The organism is Streptacidiphilus sp. BW17, assembly GCF_041262485.1.
Lineage (GTDB): Bacteria > Actinomycetota > Actinomycetes > Streptomycetales > Streptomycetaceae > Streptacidiphilus.
This window is the reverse complement of sequence record NZ_JBGCCR010000004.1, coordinates 159,800-178,552: the sequence shown is the minus strand read 5'-3', so window position 1 is coordinate 178,552 and position 18,753 is coordinate 159,800. Positions and strand designations below refer to the sequence as shown.

General features: G+C 70.5%; 19 protein-coding genes. 16 read left to right on the top strand and 3 right to left on the bottom strand.

Features of this window, described 5'->3' with window-relative positions; genetic code table 11:
- The first annotated feature begins 47 nt into the window (after window positions 1-47).
- A complete protein-coding gene (locus ABH940_RS06605; protein WP_370104657.1) occupies window positions 48-701 on the top strand; it encodes a TetR/AcrR family transcriptional regulator in 654 nt (217 codons plus the stop codon).
- 49 nt (window positions 702-750) lie between these two features.
- Here the strand turns inward: ABH940_RS06605 and ABH940_RS06600 are convergent, their stop codons facing one another.
- Both ABH940_RS06600 and ABH940_RS06595 read right to left on the bottom strand, forming a co-directional pair.
- Complete coding sequence (locus ABH940_RS06600) at window positions 751-1,917, bottom strand: hypothetical protein (protein WP_370104656.1); 1,167 nt, start codon at window positions 1,915-1,917, stop codon at window positions 751-753.
- A 425-nt stretch (window positions 1,918-2,342) separates the two neighbouring features.
- The gene (locus tag ABH940_RS06595) at window positions 2,343-3,563 is read right to left on the bottom strand and encodes a helix-turn-helix domain-containing protein (protein ID WP_370104654.1); all 1,221 of its coding nucleotides are present in this window, start codon (window positions 3,561-3,563) and stop codon (window positions 2,343-2,345) included.
- Window positions 3,564-3,994: 431 nt separating this feature from the next.
- Here ABH940_RS06595 and ABH940_RS06590 point away from each other — a divergent pair, with 431 nt between their 5' ends.
- The 15 genes from ABH940_RS06590 to ABH940_RS06520 all read left to right on the top strand — a co-directional run bounded on the left by ABH940_RS06590 (window position 3,995) and on the right by ABH940_RS06520 (window position 18,326).
- Window positions 3,995-4,612: a hypothetical protein gene (locus ABH940_RS06590; RefSeq protein ID WP_370066721.1), complete on the top strand. Its 618-nt coding sequence runs from the start codon at window positions 3,995-3,997 to the stop codon at window positions 4,610-4,612.
- 220 nt (window positions 4,613-4,832) lie between these two features.
- The gene (locus ABH940_RS06585) at window positions 4,833-6,551 is read left to right on the top strand and encodes a DUF6801 domain-containing protein (RefSeq protein ID WP_370104652.1); all 1,719 of its coding nucleotides are present in this window, start codon (window positions 4,833-4,835) and stop codon (window positions 6,549-6,551) included.
- Between the two features lies 1 nt (window position 6,552).
- The gene (locus tag ABH940_RS06580) at window positions 6,553-7,512 is read left to right on the top strand and encodes an ABC transporter ATP-binding protein (RefSeq protein ID WP_370066723.1); all 960 of its coding nucleotides are present in this window, start codon (window positions 6,553-6,555) and stop codon (window positions 7,510-7,512) included.
- Window positions 7,509-8,309 carry an MlaE family ABC transporter permease gene (locus tag ABH940_RS06575; RefSeq protein WP_370104650.1) on the top strand — a complete coding sequence of 267 codons (801 nt, stop codon included), beginning with the start codon at window positions 7,509-7,511 and terminating at the stop codon, window positions 8,307-8,309. Before ABH940_RS06580 ends, ABH940_RS06575 begins: the two co-directional genes overlap by 4 nt.
- A gap of 3 nt (window positions 8,310-8,312) precedes the next feature.
- Entirely contained in the window at window positions 8,313-9,203 is an 891-nt protein-coding gene (locus ABH940_RS06570) for an MlaE family ABC transporter permease (protein ID WP_370104648.1), read from the top strand.
- Entirely contained in the window at window positions 9,200-10,456 is a 1,257-nt protein-coding gene (locus ABH940_RS06565; RefSeq protein WP_370104647.1) for an MCE family protein, read from the top strand. The genes ABH940_RS06570 and ABH940_RS06565 overlap by 4 nt, the downstream gene beginning before the upstream one ends.
- On the top strand, window positions 10,453-11,484 hold the full coding sequence (locus tag ABH940_RS06560; RefSeq protein WP_370066731.1) for an MCE family protein: 1,032 nt from the start codon (window positions 10,453-10,455) through the stop codon (window positions 11,482-11,484). Before ABH940_RS06565 ends, ABH940_RS06560 begins: the two co-directional genes overlap by 4 nt.
- Window positions 11,481-12,563 carry an MCE family protein gene (locus tag ABH940_RS06555; protein ID WP_370104645.1) on the top strand — a complete coding sequence of 361 codons (1,083 nt, stop codon included), beginning with the start codon at window positions 11,481-11,483 and terminating at the stop codon, window positions 12,561-12,563. The genes ABH940_RS06560 and ABH940_RS06555 overlap by 4 nt, the downstream gene beginning before the upstream one ends.
- A complete protein-coding gene (locus ABH940_RS06550; protein WP_370104643.1) occupies window positions 12,560-13,588 on the top strand; it encodes an MCE family protein in 1,029 nt (342 codons plus the stop codon). The genes ABH940_RS06555 and ABH940_RS06550 overlap by 4 nt, the downstream gene beginning before the upstream one ends.
- Window positions 13,585-14,661, top strand: a complete 1,077-nt coding sequence (locus tag ABH940_RS06545) for an MCE family protein (protein WP_370066737.1) — start codon at window positions 13,585-13,587, stop codon at window positions 14,659-14,661. Before ABH940_RS06550 ends, ABH940_RS06545 begins: the two co-directional genes overlap by 4 nt.
- A complete protein-coding gene (locus ABH940_RS06540) occupies window positions 14,661-15,902 on the top strand; it encodes an MlaD family protein (RefSeq protein WP_370066739.1) in 1,242 nt (413 codons plus the stop codon). The genes ABH940_RS06545 and ABH940_RS06540 overlap by 1 nt, the downstream gene beginning before the upstream one ends.
- On the top strand, window positions 15,899-16,399 hold the full coding sequence (locus tag ABH940_RS06535; RefSeq protein WP_370066741.1) for a hypothetical protein: 501 nt from the start codon (window positions 15,899-15,901) through the stop codon (window positions 16,397-16,399). The genes ABH940_RS06540 and ABH940_RS06535 overlap by 4 nt, the downstream gene beginning before the upstream one ends.
- A 31-nt stretch (window positions 16,400-16,430) precedes the next feature.
- The gene (locus ABH940_RS06530; protein WP_370066743.1) at window positions 16,431-17,009 is read left to right on the top strand and encodes a hypothetical protein; all 579 of its coding nucleotides are present in this window, start codon (window positions 16,431-16,433) and stop codon (window positions 17,007-17,009) included.
- A 56-nt stretch (window positions 17,010-17,065) separates the two neighbouring features.
- Window positions 17,066-17,590: a hypothetical protein gene (locus ABH940_RS06525; RefSeq protein ID WP_370066745.1), complete on the top strand. Its 525-nt coding sequence runs from the start codon at window positions 17,066-17,068 to the stop codon at window positions 17,588-17,590.
- A 46-nt stretch (window positions 17,591-17,636) separates the two neighbouring features.
- The gene (locus ABH940_RS06520) at window positions 17,637-18,326 is read left to right on the top strand and encodes a hypothetical protein (RefSeq protein ID WP_370066747.1); all 690 of its coding nucleotides are present in this window, start codon (window positions 17,637-17,639) and stop codon (window positions 18,324-18,326) included.
- Between the two features lie 45 nt (window positions 18,327-18,371).
- Here the strand turns inward: ABH940_RS06520 and ABH940_RS06515 are convergent, their stop codons facing one another.
- Window positions 18,372-18,725, bottom strand: coding sequence for a hypothetical protein (locus ABH940_RS06515; RefSeq protein WP_370066749.1), 354 nt, complete (start codon window positions 18,723-18,725; stop codon window positions 18,372-18,374).
- Window positions 18,726-18,753: the final 28 nt, after the last annotated feature.

Genomic DNA, 18,753 nt, shown 5'->3' with positions numbered 1-18,753 from the left:
CGCCCGAAACTGCCTGAAGCGGCAGAGGGCGAAGGAAGGGGTGAGCGATGCCGGCGGGTGACCGGGCCGAGCGCAAGCGCGCGGCGATCGTGCGGGCCGCCGCGGACGTCTTCGTACGCGAGGGCTACGGCGCCGGGGTGGACCGGATCGCCGCCGAGGCGGGTGTCTCGAAGGTGACCGTCTACAACCACTTCCGCAGCAAGGAAACCTTGTTCGTCGAGGCGGTGACCGGGGCGCTCGACGATGCCCTCAGTGCCGCCGTCGCGGGCGCCGAGGCCAGGCTGGCCGCGTCGGCGGACCTGCGTGAGGCGCTGGTCCTCGCGTCGCGTGAGTGGGTCGTGGGGGTGACCGCGCCGAACGTGGTCGGTCTGCGTCGGCTCGTCGCCGACGAGGTGCGCACCTTTCCCGAGCTCGGCGCGGCCTGGCGGCGCAGTGGCCCGGACCGTGCCCACCCCGCCCTGGCCGCCGCGTTCCGACGGCTGGCCGACGAGGGCCGCCTGGAGATGCCCGACCCCGGACTGGCGGTGACGCAGCTCCTCGCGCTGGTGCTCTACCCGCACCTGGTGCAGGGCGCCTGCGGCGACGAGATCAGCGCGACGACCACCGAGAACCTGATCCGCAGCGGCGTGGAGATGTTCCTGGCGTACTACCGGTACCGCGAACCGGGGGCGGGCACTCGGCCCACCCCCGGTCCGGGGTGAAACACCTGTCAGCGATCAGTCCGATCAGTGCGATCAGTCTGATCCGGCGTCAGTGCAGGATCGCGTGCGAGATGGCACAGGAGTTGGTGTCGTTGGACCAGCTGGCCTGCTCGGCGAAGGTGCCGAAGGAGCCGAACTTGACGTTCGCCGCGCCACCCGCCGTGCCGGGGGAGAGCCAGGCGCACTCGTCGGAGTTCTCCTCGCCGTTGTAGGAGCTGCCCGTGTTGTTGGTCCAGCCGCCCGCCGGGTTCTTGTCGGACATCATCTCGTGCCACTCGTGGCCGAGGGTCATGGTGTACCCGTCCAGCGTGCCGGGGGAGTTGATGAAGCCGACACCGCAGCTGGCGCCGAGGTCCATGTTGTAGGGCTGGTTGGAGAACGCGATGTCGCCGTAGGGCGAGGACACCGGTCCGCCGGTCAGGCTGGTGTCGCCGTTGTAGTCGTGCCAGGCGCAGTACCCGGTGCTCGGGTTCTGGTAGCCGTCCGGGTCGGTGCCGTGGGGCGACAGGATGACGTAGTAGGTGTCGCGGTTGGCGGCGGCCGTCTTGTTGCCGAAGTGGGCCGCGGCGGCGACCGCCTCCACGCCGAGCTGGTGGCCGGTCGCGTTGGTCGGCTCGGCCTTGGAGTTGTCGTACCAGACGCCGGCCAGCACGCCACCGGTCTGGTAGGGGATGAACGCGGCGTTGCTCGGGCAGCTGGTGGCCCCAGCCTTGACGTTCGGGCCGTCACACCACTGGGTCAGGTCGGCCGACCACTTCTCGCCGTTGGTGCCGATGCCCTTGAACATCTGCTGCGCGGCGGACGCGGCCTTGTCGGGGTCCTTGGAGAAGGCGGCGTCACCGTTGGAGGCGGTGGTCTTGGTGCCCCACTGGGTTCCGTAGAAGACCAGGTAGACCTTGGCGTGGCCGCTCAGCACGCCGATGCCGTCGACCCCGCCGCCGTAGGACAGCGTCTCGGGGCCGGTGGTGGCGGCGGGGTGGGCCTTCGCCCAGGCGTTCATGTTGGCGGTCTCGGTGCGCGTGGGTATCACACCGTGCCGGTAGGCGTGGCCGGCCTGCGGGTTGTACGGGTTCGCCATCGGCGCCGGGTGCGCGCTGCTCGCCGCCACCGCCGTCGTGGACTGCGCCGCGACCAGCGCACCGGCGGTGATCAGGGTCAACGAAGCGACCCCGGTGACGATCTTGCGGCGCGAGCCGCGCTTGTCGGAGAGACCCATGGGAGTCCGATCCTCTCTTCGCTCGCCAAAAGGCGTGTCGGGAACGGTGCGTGGGGAAGTGTCCGGAGTGTGAACGACCGGTGCACCACTGGTCGTGGTGGTAGCGAACCAGACGTGTTCGTGTCAGGTCAATCCCCCGGAGGTAACACGTAACACGGGGCCTGGGCGCCGAGGGCCCGCGCAGGGGGGTGCGGCCGTGAGCGGCCGACGGAATTCCCCTCGGGGCGGCATTCGACGGGGTGATGATGTTCTGTCAGACTCTGCACTATGTCAGCGCATGCGCCCGGCCGGAACTGGCTCTTTCCGAAGCCTCCCCGGAGCATCTGACGACGCGAAGGGCGAAAACCAAACCGGATTAATGCGTTCCAGGTCTGGGAATCGCACCGTGAAATGTAACGCGGATTCCGTGCCGGATCCGCTCGCGGTCAGATCCGGTTGCGCGACTGCAGGCGCAGTGCGCGAAGAGCGACCTCAATACCGAATCGCTCGTCGGGATCGCTGAGGCGCGGACCGAAAATCCGCTCCAGAACGCGCAGCCGATAACGGATCGTCTGCGGGTGGACGCCGAGTTCCTCGGCCATCTGCGGTGCGGTGTCGCGGGTGGACAGCCAGCTGCGCAACGTGTCGCTGAGGCGCGAGCGCTGAGTGGGCGTCAGACTCTCGAGCGGTCGCAGGTAGCGCTTGCCGAACTGCCGCAGCAGCGGCGGGTCGCCCAGCAGCCAGAGTTGCAGCAGGTGGTCCTCGCAGAAGACCACGGGCAGGTCGGTGAGGACGCCGGTCTCGGAGAGCGCCAGCGCCTGCCGCGCCCAGCGCAGCGAGTCCGGCGCCTCGCTGAGCGTCGTGGTCAGACCGACGGCGGCCCGGCAGCCGGTCAGCACCAGGCTGAGCGAGATCCGGCGCATGTCGTCGAGGTGGCCGGGGACGAGCAGGTGCGGCTCGGGATCGGCCAGATCGGCGAGTATCTCACCGTCCAGCTCGGAGCGCTTGGGCCGGCTGCCCGGATGCAGGGCCACCATGGTCACTTCCTCGGGAAGCGTCCAGTTCGCCTGCTGCGCAAGCTCCTTGAGCGTCGCCCGGCTCATCGGGGCACCGGCCAGGATGCGGCGCAGCAGGCGGCGTCTGCGGTTGTCGGGCTCCTCGCCGAGCTCGACCAGGGCCTGGCGGTAGCCCTCGCGGGAGAGTTCGGCGATCTCGCCCATATAGGCGAAGAGCGCGTCCGCGAAGGTCATCAGCAGCGCGGCGGACAGGTTGTAGCGGCGGCCGACCACGCGGACCCGGCGCAGCGCGACCTGGCAGGCGATCCGGTAAGCCTCCAACAGCCGGTCCAGATTGCGGCCTTCGTAGGCCTCGAAGCGGCCGAACTGCCGGCAGATCTCGTCCCGGCTCGGCATCGTTCCGGTGGTGCGTTGTGGCGGCAGGCCGACCTGTTCGACGAAGGCGACGACGTTCTGCTCGATGCCGCGCCGGATCACCCGGGCGCCCTGACCGTCCAGCAGGTCGGCGTACTCCGGTATGGCGCCGACGATCTCCTCCAGCATCTCCTTGAGTAGGCTGGGGAGTTCGGGACGCATGATGGTGGTGAGCTCGCGCGGGATCGCGCTGAGCGCGGAGACGCGTGGAGCGGAGTGCTGACCCGGCGCCGTCATGCCTCTCCCTCGCGTGGGCAGGGGCGTGCCGCAGTTCCGCCGCGCCGGTTGGGGTGGGGCGGGAGCAGGCGGAACGCCGGTGACTTCGTTGGCTACTGAAACATAGACCACCGTGTGTGTGCGGCGCAGCACCTCGGAACCCGGAAGTTCGTGTGGAGCGAGGCTTACTGGCCGGTCATGCTCACTTACCGACAAATTCTGTGGCGGCCCTCCTGCCGCCGGGCACAAGAACGGGGCCGCGGGGCGAGCTGGCTGAGCAGATCTCGGCGCAGACGGTTGCGGTGGCGGTTACCCGTGCGTAGCGTCACTCGGCACGAGGAATCGCCCGACGAATTCGGCGGGAGAATCCGGGAATTGGTCCGCGGCCGTCCCACCCAGCGGCGGCGCATGAATTCGTTCACCTTTTCCGTATGCTCGGAAGGGAAGAGATCGTGTACAGAATCACCAAGGGGACCGTCGTTGCAGCAGCCGTGGCGGCGGCCGTCGTCGGTCTGGGGACGACCGAGGCGAGCGCGGCCGGCACCTACACGGTGACCGGGGGCGGCAGCTTCACCGGCACGTCGACCGACACGCTGCTGACGGACACCACCACGGGCACTGTGCTGACCTGTACGACCGCATCGGCGAGCGGCAGCGCGACCAACGGCACCGGCCTGTCCGGCACCGACATCGCCACCGTCAGCGGCGCGACGTTCAGCAGCTGCACCGGACCGGCGGGGATCACCTTCACCGTCAGCGCGAGCAACCTGCCGTGGGCCTTCAATGCCACCAGCTACGCGAGCGGGGTCACCACCGGCACGCTGACGGGCGTCGAGGCCAGCATCTCCGGGGCCTGCAACGCAACGTTCGGCGGCACCACCAGCGGCGGACCGGCCACCCTCACCGGGTCCTACAACAACTCCACCCACACGCTGAGCATCACCGGCGGCACCCTCATCGCCGAGAACGTCAGCGGTCTCTGCCTGGGCCTGATCAACAACGGCGACTCCAACACCTTCACCGGCGACTACGCACTCTCGCCGGCCACGCTGCAGGTCACCTCGCCGTGATCACCACCGCACGACGCAGGTCGTGACAAACGCCGGTGACGGCGCTTGTCACCCGATGACAAGGGACGGGACGCGGGGGACGTCGCGCGGAGTCTCCTGATCCCTTCCCTTGTCGCGGGGTGCGCGCGGGACATAGTGTCCCGCGCCACCGAGCTGATCACCTGTCATCGACCAAGTCACGGACCATGTCATCAGCCAGGGCGTCGGAGAGGGAGGCGGCATGCGAGGGCGACCGGGACGCGGGAGCGGTCGGAGGATGCTGCGCCTCTCGGGAGTTGCCGCGGCGGCGCTCGTCGCCGGACTCGTGCCCAGTATGAATTCCTCCGCCGGATCCGCGAATTACGTGACTTCCTTGCGTTATTCGTGTCGCTTTCCGACGGGGGTTGTTCCGGTCACCGCCGTTGTCCGGCCGCAATTTCCGGAGCCGGGACATCCGGGTTCTGCGGTGCAACCGGACAGCGTCGACGTCGAGTTGACGCTGCCCCGGTCGGCGGTCGCACCGGGGAGCGGTGCCGCTGTGGTGGCTGTCGACGCGGACCTCGCGGTGAGCGTGGTCCAGGGGAGCGGCAGCAGCCAGATGCAGTGGAGCGGGCTGACCGGCCCGGCCGCGAACGTCGGTGCGGGAAGCAGCGATGTGACGCTCGGGCTGTCCGGGCGTCCGCCCACGGTGACCGCAGGGGAAGGCGGCACCGTGCTGTTCACTGCGGGGACCCTCAGCCTCGACGTGACCAGTGTGCCCGCATCGACCTCGGCCGGCACGGCGGCAACACCCGCCAGTGCACCGGCTCCCGCTGCCTCGATGCTGCCTGCCCCGGCCACGGTGTCGCCGTCGACTGCTGCTGCGACACCTTCGATGTCGGCAAGCGCCGCGACGAGCGCATCGGCCTCACCGTCCGGGACGCCCTCGGCGACGGTGTCGGCCCCGGCGTCTGCTCCGGGTTCGCCGCCCGCCTCGCCTCCTGCCTCGACACCACCGACCGGGCCGGTGACTACCCACGTGGTCTGCGCGCTCGACCCGGGCCAGCAGGGCATCCTCGGTTCCGTCCCCGTCGTCGGCGGGGGAGGCGGCCGGGCCGCGCAGCTGGTCGTGCCCGGGGTCGACTCCCACGTCAGCACCTGCCCGCCGCTGCCGACGGGGTCGCTGGACCCGCGACAGCTGCCGCCGGTGCCGCCAGGGGCGATAGTGAGGAGCTTCCCGGAGGTGCCGGAGTGCGCCTTCGCGGTGGGGTGGTCGAACATCGGCAAGCAGGGCGAGGCGACCGCCGTCAACGACCCCTACCAGCGCCCGGCGTTGGCGTCTCTCTCCACGGTCCGAGAGGTCCTGGTCCTGCCGAACAAGCCGAACCCCTACTTCGAGATCGACTCGCTCGGCAACCTGACCCTGCCTCCGTCTCAGACAACCTTCCTGACCTTCGGCTTCATGCCGACGTCGGCCACGCTCACCTTCCAGCCCGTCTCACCGCTGACTGTGGTCGCAACCGGGTGGGGGCCGGCGCTCAAGCAGGCCTCCAACACGACCATCAGCGGCTACCAGGAGATCAGCATCTCGAACGTGAAGGTCAACGGGGTGCCACTGGACGTCGGCCCCGACTGTCGGACCTCCGCACCGGTGCACCTGGAGCTGCACGGCCGGGCGGACAGTTACCTGTCCGGCGGTGGTGACGGTCTGCCCGACTACACCGTGACCGCCGGAGGCCCGCTGTACCAGACCGACCTCTACATCCCGCCGTTCACGGGATGCGCCTCCAACGGCCAGAACTACGACGCGCTGTTCACCGCGGCCGTCTCCGGCTCGGACAACTCGCTCTACTTCGAGCAGGGTCCGGCCTGCCTCCCCCTGTCCCACTACCAGTGCCTGCCGGAGATCGGCCTGCCGAACCTTCCCAGCATCAGCGCCAGCAGCACCGAGCTCGGCATCACGCCCAAGGCCAGGAGGTGACATGGGCATCGAGGTCGTCGTCGAAGGACTGACCAAGTCCTTCGGGCTCCAAACGGTCTGGCACGACGTCAGCCTGACTCTGCCCGCCGGGCGGATCAGCGTACTGCTCGGGCCGTCGGGGACCGGCAAGACCGTGTTCCTCAAGTCCGTCATCGGGTTGGTCCAGCCCGAGCGCGGGCGGGTGATGGTCGACGGGGTCGACATGGTCAACAGCCCGGACCGGGACGTCTTCCGGGCTCGGAAGCTGTTCGGGGTGATGTTCCAGGACGGTGCGCTGTTCGGGTCCATGAACCTCTTCGACAACATCGCCTTCCCGCTGCGCGAGCACACCCGGCGCAGCGAGCGCGACATCCGACGGATCGTCATGGACCAGATGGAGCGGGTCGGCCTCGGCGGTGCCGGGGACAAGCTGCCCGGGGAGATATCCGGCGGCATGCGCAAGCGCGCCGGGCTGGCCCGCGCGTTGGTGCTGGACCCACAGATCATCCTCTGCGACGAGCCCGACTCCGGACTCGACCCGGTCCGCACCTCGTTCCTCTCCCAGCTGCTCGTCGACCTCAACGTTCAGATCGACGCGACGATGCTGATCGTCACCCACAACCTCGACATCGCCTCGACCGTGCCCGACCACGTCGGCATGCTCTACCGGGGCGAGTTGGTGGGTTTCGGGCCGAGAGAGCAGCTGTTCGGCAGCCGGGACCCGGCCGTGCGGCAGTTCCTCTCCGGCCGCGTGACGGGTCCCATCGGCATGTCGGAGGAGAAGGACGCCGCCGACCTGGCGAGCGAAGCTGCGGGCGCCGGCGATCCGTTGCCGCCCCCTCCCGCGCTGCCGCCGCTGCTCCAGCCCTCGGCCGGACTTCCGCGTCGCCGTCCGCCGGACGCTGCGGGCGGCCACGGCTTGGAGACTGCTACGACGGCGACGCTGCCGGTCGTGCATCTTCGGGCAGGTGAGCCGTCGTGACGGCCGCCAGAGCGCGTGACCGGATCGCGCAGGCACCGGTCGCGGCGCTGCGGGAGAGCGGGCAGCTCTTCGCGCTCGGCGCGCAGACGGTCCGGGACACCTTCCGGCGGCCGTTCCAACTGCGCGAGTTCGTCGAGCAGTTCTGGTTCGTCGCCAGCGTCACCATTCTCCCGGCCGCTCTCGTCTCCATCCCCTTCGGCGCGGTGATCGCGCTTCAGGTCGGGTCGCTGACCCAGCAGTTGGGCGCGCAGTCGTTCACCGGCGGCGCCAGCGTGCTGGCCGTGATCCAGCAGGCCAGCCCGCTGATCGTGGCGCTGCTGATCGCCGGTGCGGGTGGCTCGGCGATCTGCGCGGACCTGGGCTCGCGCAAGATCCGCGAGGAGCTGGACGCGATGGAGGTGATGGGCATCTCCCCGGTGCAGCGGCTGATCGTGCCCAGGGTGCTGGCCACCATGTCGGTCGCGGTGCTGCTCAACGGCCTGGTGTCGGTGGTCGGCGTGCTCGGTGGCTACTACTTCAACGTCGTGATGCAGCACGGCACGCCCGGCTCCTACCTCTCCAGCTTCAACACGCTGGCGCAGCTGCCCGACCTCTACATCAGCGAGATCAAGGCCGTGGTCTTCGGCTTCATCGCGGGCATCGTCGCCGCCTACCGGGGCCTGCATCCACGCGGTGGACCGAAGGGCGTCGGCGACGCGGTCAACCAGTCGGTGGTGATCACCTTCCTGCTGCTCTTCGTCACCAACGTCCTGCTCACCGCCGTCTACCTGCAGCTCGTGCCGCCGAAGGGGGTCTGACCGATGGCACTCACCGAGAAGGACCCCGCCGGACCCGCCGCTTCAGGCACCCGGCAGGCAGCGGCACACGAAGGACGTCCCCGCCGCACCTTCGCTCCGCTCCGGTGGCTCGACCGCTCCGGCGAGCAGCTGATCTTCCACCTCAGTGCCCTGCTCTGGCTGCCGCGCGCGATACGCCGCTACTTCAAGGAGATACTGCGGCTGCTGGCCGAGGTCTCCTTCGGCAGCGGCGGGCTGAGCGTCATCGGCGGCACCGTCGGCGTGATGATCGGGATGACGCTGGCCACCGGCACCGTCGTCGGCCTTCAGGGCTACGCGGCGATGAACCAGATCGGCACCACCGCCTTCACCGGCTTCATCTCCGCCTACTTCAACACCCGCGAGATCGCCCCACTGGTCGCGGGCCTCGCGCTCTCCGCCACCGTCGGCGCCGGCTTCACCGCGCAGCTGGGCGCGATGCGGATCAACGAGGAGGTCGACGCGCTGGAGGGGATGGGCATCCGCAGCGTCCCCTACCTGGTCACCACCCGGATCGTCGCGGGCGTGGTCGCCATCATCCCGCTCTACGGCGTCGGGCTGCTCAGCTCCTACTTCGCCTCACGCGTCGTCACCGTCTTCGTCAAGGGCCAGTCCGCAGGCACCTACGACCACTACTTCAACCTCTTCCTCTCGCCCACGGACGTGCTGCTCTCCATGCTGAAGGTGCTGATCTTCAGCGTGGCGGTGATCCTGGCCCACTGCTACTACGGCTTCCACGCCGAGGGAGGTCCGGCGGGCGTCGGCATCGCCGTGGGGCGGTCGGTGCGCAACGCCATCGTGGTCATCAGCGTCACCGACTTCTTCGTCAGCCTGGCGCTCTGGGGTGCGACCACCACCGTGCGGGTGACCGGATGAGCCCCCGCCGGGCGGCGTCCGCGTCCCCGCTGCTGCGGCGCACCGCAGGACTGGTCTTCGTGCTGGTGCCCGCGTTGCTGGCGTGGCTGGCGATCGCCGTCTACGACAAGGACTTCACCCACGACGACACCGTCACCGTGCTCACCGACAGCGTGGGCAACGAGATGCATCTGGGCGCGGACGTCAAACTGCGCGGCGTGGTGATCGGCCAGGTCCGGCAGATCACCGCCGACGGGCAGGGCGCGCGGCTGACGCTGGCGATCGACCCAGGTCGGATGGCCCAGATTCCGTCCGACGTCACCGCGCAGATGCTGCCGACCACGCTCTTCGGCGAGCGCTACGTCGACCTGGTCGCGCCCGCCGACGCATCGGCCACGGCGCTGACCGATGACACCACCATCCCGCAGGACCGGTCGGCGAGCGCGGTCGAGCTGGAGCAGGTCTTCAGCAACCTCATGCCGCTGCTGACCGCCGTCCAGCCGCAGAAGCTCGCCGCGACGCTCAACGCGGTGGCCGAGGCGCTCAGTGGCCGTGGCGCGGAGCTCGGGTCGACACTCCGTCAGCTGGACTCGTACCTGCACACGCTCAACCCGCAACTGCCCGCCCTGGTCGACGACGTGCAGCAGCTGGTCCAGGTCAGCGCCACCTACAACCAGGCCGCACCCGACCTGGTGCAGGCGCTCACGGACTTCACCAAGACCAGCAGCACCATCGCCCAGCAGCAGAGCCAGCTCGACACCCTCTACGGCACCACGACCGCCACCGCCGGCCAGCTGACCTCGTGGCTCCAGGCCAACCGGCAGAACCTGATCAGCCTGGCCGTCGACAGCACCGGCACGCTGGCCGTGCTGAGCCGCTACGCGCCCGAGTTCCCCTGCACGCTGCGGGCGCTGGCCGCCTTCGTGCCGGTGATGGACAAGGCGCTCGGCAAGGGCACCGACGAGCCCGGACTGCACGTCGACCTCACCGTCGTCCCCGCCCGCGCCGCCTACGTGCCGGGCAAGGACACGCCCGTCTACAACGGGGACAGCGGACCCTCCTGCTACGGCCTCCCCTACACCGGCCACACGGTCTCCGCGACCGCGCAGAGCGCCGCGACGCTCGGCCTGGCGAACTCCCCGCAGGAGAACGAACTGGTCACCGAGCTGTTCACCGCCGGCCTGCCCAGCGCTTCACAACACGCCGGCCTGCCCGACTGGAGCAGCCTGCTGGCCGGACCGCTGCTGCGCGGAACGGAGGTGACGCTGCGATGAGCCGCCGCAGTCTGGCCGGACCGCTGGCCAAGTCCTTCGTCTTCGTCACCGTCACCGCGCTGGCGACGACCGGCCTGGCGCTCAGCATCGCCAACACCACGGTCGGCAGCACCGTCAGCTACTACGCCGACTTCACCGACGCCACCGGCGTCGCGCCCGGCGACGCCGTCCGGATCGCGGGCGTCGAGGTCGGCCAGGTGCAGGACGTCACGCTCGTCCAACGCCGTGTCGCCCAGGTGCACTTCAGCGTGGAACGCGGCAGGACCCTGCCCGCGTCGGTGCAGGCGACCATCAAGTACGAGAACCTGGTGGGCCAGCGCTATGTGGAACTCAGCCAGGGCACCGGACCGGTCGACCAAAGCCTCCCGCCCGGCGGCACCATCCCGGAGCAGGACACCACCCCGGCGGTCGACCTGACCGAGCTGTTCAACGGCTTCCAGCCGCTGCTGCAGGGCCTGGCCCCGGACGAGATCAACCAGCTGACGGGTGAGATCGTCCAGGTGCTCCAGGGCGAGGGCGGAACGGTGGACCAACTGGTCTCCACCATCGGCTCGTTGACCACCACGCTGGCCGCCAAGGACCAGGTCGTCGGCCAGGTGATCGACAACCTCAACCAGGTCGTCACCACCGTCAACGACAACACCAGCGGCTTCACCACCCTGGTCGCCACCCTCCAGGAGCTGGTCAGCGGCTTCGCCCAGGACCGGACCGCCATCGGCGACTCGGTCTCGGCCCTCTCCCAACTGACCACCAGCACGGCCGGGTTGCTCACCGACGGCCGGGCGCCGCTGCAGGCCTCGCTGACCCAGCTCGGCCGGCTCTCCACCAACCTCGCGAACGGGACACCGCAGTTGGAGGACTTCCTGCAGCAGACGCCCGCCAAGATGACCGCGATCGGCCGCGCCGCCTCGTACGGGTCCTGGCTCAACCTCTACCTGTGCCAGGCCACGGTCGGCGGGGTCACCACCACCGACGGCAGCAAGGCGCCGACCGGTGTCTCCATCAGCCAGGCCAGGTGCGGCTCATGACTCCTCGTCAAAGCTCGTGGAAGCGAGGTCCGCTGTTCCGGCCGCTGCGCGACCGCAACCCCGTGATCGTGGGCGTGGTCGGGCTGGTGGTGCTGCTGCTGGTCGGGCTGCTGGCCTACAACGCCGACGCGCTGCCGTTCGTCGGCGGAGGCACCCACTACAGCGCCGACTTCACCGAGGCAGCCGGGCTGACCTCGGGTGACGAGGTCCGCGTCGCGGGGGTCACCGTCGGCAAGGTCACCGGTGTGGCGCTGGACGGGGCCCAGGTCCGGGTCGACTTCCAGGTCAGCGGCGCGTGGGTGGGCAACACCAGCACGCTCTCCATCGCCATCAAGACGCTGCTGGGCGCCAAGTACCTGGCCGTCGACCCGCTGGGTACTGCCGCGCAGAACCCGTCCGCCACCATCCCGCGCAGCCGCACCACCTCGCCCTACGACGTCGCGGTCGCGTTGAACGGGCTCGGGCAGACGCTCGGCCAGCTCGACGAGAAGCAGCTGGCGCAGAGCTTCCAGGCGCTCTCCGACACCTTCCGCAACACCCCCGCCTCCGTGCGGACCGCGCTGACCGGGCTCTCCTCGCTGTCGCGGACCATCGCCAGCCGGGACGCGGAGCTCTCCCAACTGCTCCAGGGCACCAGCGCGTTGACGGGAACCCTGGCGGACCAGAACTCCCGCCTGCAGACGCTGCTCAGCGACGGCAACCTGCTGCTCGCCGAGATCCAGCAGCGTCGCGACGCGATCCACCAGCTGCTGGTCGGGACGACGGCGCTCGGCACCCAGCTCACCGGGCTCGTCCAGGACAACCAGGCGCAGCTCACCCCGACACTCACCGCGCTGAACCGGGTGGTGAGCGTCCTCCAGGCCAACCTGGGCCAGCTGAACCAGGTGCTGGCCCTGGCCGGCCCGTACTACCGGCTGGTCACCAACGCGCTCGGCAACGGCCCCTGGTTCGACGCCTACCTCTGCGGGCTGGTCCCGAGGAACTACCTCCCGCCCGGGACGCAGCCCAGCACGGGTTGCATGCCGCCCAAGGCCGGTGGCACCACCGCGTCGGCCACGCCTACCGGGAGCCGACGATGAACCTTCCGCGTCACCGACGAGGTTCCCTCGCCGTCGCCTGGGGCGCCGTGCTCGTCCTGGTCGCCGCGGGCGTCACCGTGGGCGTGAGCCAGGCGTCCGGTCCGCCGCAGCAGCACCTGAGCGTCGACTTCACCCGTGCCGTCGGCGTCTACCCCGGCTCCGACGTGCGGATCCTCGGCGTCAAGGTGGGCACGGTGAGTGCCGTCCGGCCCGACGGGACCATGGTGGTCGCCAGCCTCAGCGTCGACGGCAACGTCAGGATCCCGGCGAACGCCGGGGCCGTCGTCGTCGCGCCGACGCTGGTCGCCGACCGCTACGTGCAGCTCACCCCGGCCTGGACGAGCGGGCCGCAGCTGGCGGACGGCGCCACCATCCCGCTGTCCCGCACCGCTACGCCGACCGAGATCGACCAGCTCTACCAGAGCATCACCCAGCTCAGCCAGGACCTCGGGCCGGGCGGCGCCAACTCCACCGGCGCGCTGTCGAACCTGCTCAACGTCGGTGCGGCCAACCTCGCCGGGAACGGCACCGACCTCGGTAACACCATCGACCAGCTCGGCCAGGCGTCGAAGACCCTGGGCGGCGACAGCAACGACCTGTTCTCCACCCTCACCTCGCTCGAGTCCTTCACCTCCATGCTGAAGACCAACGACACCAACGTCCGCACCGCACTCGGTCAACTCTCCAGCGTCAGCGGCTTCCTGGCCGCCGACCGGCAGGACCTCGGATCCGCCCTGCAGCAGTTGGCCACCGCGCTCGCGCAGGTGCAGCAGTTCATCCAGAGCAACCGGGCCCAGCTCAAGAACGCCGTGGACTCGTTGGTGCCGATCACCCAGACCCTGGTCAACCAGCGCTCCTCGCTGGCCGAACTGCTGGACACCGCGCCGCTGGCGGCGGGCAATCTGCTGGGTGCCTACGACCCGCAGCACGGCACCCTCGACGGCCGCGGCGACCTCAACGAACTGAGCCTCGGCGGCAGCGTCGACCCACCGCTGCCGCTGCCGAACACCGGAGGCGCAGGATGAGACAGCCCTCACGGCTTCCCGCGCGCCTCCCCATGGTGGGCGTCCTCGCCACCGTGTCGCTGCTGCTGGCGGGCTGCTCCGCGCCGATGACGACCATCCAGGACCTGCCGCTGCCCGGCGGGGCGGCCCTCGGCAGCCATCCCTACCAGGTGCGCGCCCAGTTCGCCGACGCGCTCAACCTGGTCGCGCAGGCGGACGTCAAGGTCAACGACGTCGCCGTCGGACGCGTCACCGGCATCGCCCTGGCCCCGGACGGCTGGACCGCCGAGGTCACCATGGAGGTCAACGGCGATGTCCACCTGCCCGCCGACGCCTACGCCGAACTGCAGCAGTCCAGCCTGCTCGGCGAGAAGTTCGTCCAGCTCACCGCCCCGCCCGCCGACGTCCCCGCCACCGGCACGCTGGAGACCGGTGCGCAGATCCCCCTCTCCCGCACCGACCGGGCGCCGGAGGTCGAGGAGATCTTCGGGGCGCTGTCGCTGCTGCTCAATGGCGGTGGCCTGAACCAGATCCACACGATCGCCGTCGAGCTCAACAAGGCGTTGGCCGGCAACACCTCCCAGATCCGCGATCTGCTGCCCCAACTCGACACCCTTGTCTCCACCCTGAACGCGCACCGGCAGGACCTCACCGCCGCGCTCGACGGCGTCGACCGGCTCTCCACCACGCTCGCCGCCCGCGACCAGCAGATCGGCACCGTGCTCAACGACCTCGGCCCCGGCCTCCAGGTGCTCAGCCAGCAGCGCGGCCAACTGGTCACCATGCTCCAGTCCCTGGACACCCTTTCCACCGTGGCCGACGACACGGTCAACCGCAGCAAGGACGCCGTCGTCGCCGACCTCAAGTCGCTCGCGCCGACGCTGCAGCAGTTGGCGGACGCGGGCAGCGCCCTGCCCAACTCGCTCCAGGTGCTGGCCACCTATCCGTTCACCGACCAGGTGCTGCAGGGCATCAAGGGCGACTACCTCAACACCTACCTCAGCGTCACCGCCGCCAAGGGCACGCAGGTCAGCCCGATCGTGCCGGTGCCCAGCGGTGCAGCCGGCTCCGCGCCGTCGACGGGAGGGCAGTGATGCTCACCGCAGCCACGAAGATCAAGAACCTGGCCTTCGTCGCCGTCGCCGTGCTGGCGCTCGGCGACATCGGCATCCGCTACGCCGACCTCGGCCACGCCGTCGGGCTCAGCGGCACCTACGACGTCCACGTCCAACTCGCGCAGACGGGAGGGCTGTTCCAGGACGCGGACGTCACCTACCGGGGCGTCTCCGTCGGCCGGGTCGGCCCGATCACGCTCACGCCGCAGGGCGTGGACGCGGACCTGCGGATCAACGACTCCGCCCCGCACATTCCCGACCACCTGCACGCCGTCGTCGCCAGCCTGTCGGCGGTGGGGGAGCAGTACCTGGACCTGCAACCGACCACCGGTACCGGCCCGTACCTGCACAACGGCTCCGTCGTCCCGCAGGACGTCACCCAGACTCCGCCCCCGGTCTCGACCATGCTGACCAGCGTCAACGCGCTGGCCCAGTCCGTGCCGCTGCAGTCCTTGCAGACCGTCGTCGACGAGCTGGGCAAGGGCTTCGCCGGGCAGGGGTCGAACCTCCAGGCGCTGCTGGACACGAGCCACGAGTTCCTCACCGCCGCGCAGCGTGCCGCTCCGGCCACCACCCAGCTGATCACGGACGGGTCGAGCGTGCTGGCCACGCAGCAGGCCGAGAGCGGAGCGATCACCAGCTTCGCCACCTCCGCCGACCAGCTCGCCGCGCAGCTCGACGCGTCCGACACCGACCTGCGGCGGCTGATCACCGCCGTGCCGGAGGCGGACACCCAGATCACCGGCCTGTTGCAGGACCTGGACCCGCAGTTGAGCGTGCTGCTGGCCAACCTGACCACGACGGCCGACGTCGCCATGACCCGGCAGAACGGCATCGAGGAGCTGCTGGTCGAGCTCCCGCCGGCGGTGGCGGCGGGTTCCACGGCGATCACGTCCAGCGGCGCGCACATGGGCCTGTCGCTGACCTTCTTCGCACCGCTGCCCTGTACGGCGGGCTACGGCGGTACCGAGTACCGCAACGGCCTCGACACCGGTCAGGCTCCGCCGCTCAACACGGCGGCGAGCTGCACCGAGCCCGCGTCCAGCGGCATCGACGTCCGCGGCGCGGCCCACGCACCCGCCCCGGCCGTCCCCGCGCCGACCGTCCCCGGCGAGCTGGCGCACACGGCGACCGGCGGTTCGGCGGCCCTGCTCGGCGCGTCGGCCGCGGGGCCGAAGGACCTGGCCGGGCTGCTCGGGATGGGAGACCTGACGCCATGACCTTCCGTGAACGCCTACTGCGCCCACCCGTCGTGGCTGTGCTGCTCGCCCTGGCGTGCTGTGCGGGCTGCCTCGGCTGGTACCTACACGCCAGCGGCAACCCGGACCTGGCCTTCGGGACCGCCAGGGACACCGCCCTCGCCCAGGGGCGCACCGACGTCGCCACGCTGAGCAGCGTCGACGTGTCCCATCCGGCCGCGGCGCTGGCCGCATGGCTGACCGTCACCACCGGCACGCTGCACGACCAGCTGCGCTCCGAGACGGGAGCGGACGAGCACGCCGTGACTCAGGCCGGCACGTCCACGCAGGCCCAGGTGACCGACGCGGCGCTGACCGCGCTCGACACCCGGGCCGGAACGGCGACGCTGATCGCCACCGTCCAGATCCAGGTGACCCACCAGGGCAGCTCGGTCGGCACCCAACGCAAGCGGCTGGAGGCGACGCTCGCCGGCACCGCCTCCGGCTGGAAGATCACCTCGCTCACGGCCGTGGCGTGACCGGGCTCGGTTGAGTTCAGGGAGGAGCGACATGCAGGTTGACGAAGCGTCAGTAACGGTGGCGCCCGCAGGCGTTGACGATCCGCCCGGCCCCCGGCGGCGGTGGGTCGGATGGAGTCGCGCGCGCGGCGTGCTCGCGGCGGCGGTGGCCGTGCCGTTGGTCGCCGCCGCGCTGGTGGGCTGGCGTGCCACCCATCTCCCCGGCTCCGCGTCGCTGGCCAACCGGGCGCTGACCGACACCGCCGCCACCGCCCAGGTGGAGAGCCAGGTCGGCAGTGCCCTCGACCAGGTCCTCAGCTACACCCCCGACGACACCAACGCCACCGCGCAGGCGGCGAACCAACTGCTCACCGGCCAGGCCGCGTCCCAGTACCGGACTCTCTTCAGGCAGGTCGCCCCACGCGTACAGGCGCAGCGGCTCACCCTCACCACCACCGTGGCGCGGATCGGCGTCGAGTCACTGACGGGCCGTCAGGCACGGCTGCTCGTCTTCCTCGACCAGACCGCCCAGCGCCAGGGCGCGGCGCCCAGCACCGTCCCGGCCCAGCTCGCGGTGGCCGCCGTCCAGCGCGGCGGCCGTTGGCTGGTCTCGTCCCTCGACGTGCGCTGACCGCGCGCACCACCGCTTGCACCACCGCTCGCCGACCGGAAAGGGAACGACGCAGAATGACGGAACAAAGGCTCCGACGCGCGTCGGCCGTGCTGCTCCTGCTCGCGACCGGGTTCGCAGCCTGGTTCGGCTACGGCTGGTACGCGGCGGCGCACGACCAGTCCGCCGCGTTCGGGCAGAGCCGCGACCGGGTCCTGGCGGCCGGTGAGCAGGCGGTGCAGAACCTCAACACGCTGGACTACCGCAACGTCTCCTCCGGGCTGAAGGTCTGGCTCGACTCGACGACCGGTGACCTGCACACCCAACTCACCCAGGGCAGTTCGACGTTCACCTCCCAGGTGCAGCAGGCCAAGTCGGTCACCACGGCGTCCGTGCTGGACGGCGCGGTCACCCAGCTCGACGACCGGGCGGGCACGGCGAGCGTGATGGTCGCGCTGCGGATCACTGTGCAGACCGGGAGCGGCACGCCCGCGGTCAAGGAGAGCCGGATGCTCGGCCAGCTCACCCGCACCTCCTCGGGCTGGAAGCTCAGCGCGCTGGAACAGGCGCCCGTCGGCACCGCGACCACCCCGGCGAACTGACCGCGTACACGGACCGCGCGCGAACCGCAGAGATCGAGGAACCGCCATGTCGATGTCCCGCCACACGGTCAACCGCCGCCGCCGACTGGCCGCCCGGGAGGAACGCGGCACGGCCGTCGCTACGAGCACGATGGCTACGACGGCCACCCTGGACCGGCCGGAACGCGCCCGTCCCCGCACTTCTGCAACGGCCGCTCCGACCCCCAGGCGACGGCTGCGCCTCCCCCTCCCCGTCCTCTTCGCCGTGCTGACGGTGCTGCTCGGCGCGTTCGCCGCCTGGTCGGGCACCCAGGCCGCCGCCGACCGCGCCGGCGCGGACGCCGACAACACCGCACTGACGGACACCGGCCGGACCAGCCAGGTCACCGGCTCGGTCTCGCAGGCGGTCAACCAGCTCTTCTCCTACTCCTGGACCGACCCCACCCGCACCGACCAGGCCGCCCACACCCTGCTGACCGGCAGCGCGGTCCACCAGTACGCCACGCTGATGGCCACCGTCCGCGCCCAGGGCCCGCGCGAGAAACTTGTGTTGAGTACAACGGTCACCGACTGCGGCGTCGACGTCCTCGCCGGCAACCGCGCCCACGTGCTCGTCTACGCTGACCAGACCAGCGTCAGCACCGCCGCAGGCGCCTCGAACGGCGCCTCCAACGACGGCGCGGCGATGCTTGCCGTCGACGCGATCCTTCAGAACGGCACCTGGCGCATCGCCGACTTCGACACCCTGGGCGCGTGACTCCTGGCCGTCGAGGGCCTCCTGCATGCGTGGCTCGCCGAGGTGTCACCCGTTGGGGTGAATGAAGGCGTCGGCGGCGACGAGTCCGGCCGCGACGGCGAACCAGGCCGCCACGACGCGGATCCTCAGGTGCTGGTACCGGGTCGTGTACTCGCGTTGGAGCTGGCGGGCCCGGCGGGCCATGCGTTCGACGAAGGCGCGCGAGCTGTCCAGGCGCTCCTGCCGGTGGAGGCGGACGACCTCCTCGCGCTGACCGGCCGTCAGCCAGGGCAGCAGGTCGGCGAACCGCTCGGCCTCCTGCTGCGCGCGGTCGGTCTCCGCCTGCCAGTAGAGGTAGCCCTCCAACATCCGCAGCCCGGCGGCGGTGTCGGGGGCCTGGCCGGTGTCGTCGGCGGCCACGGCGGGGCCTCCTGTTTCTCTCCCGGTT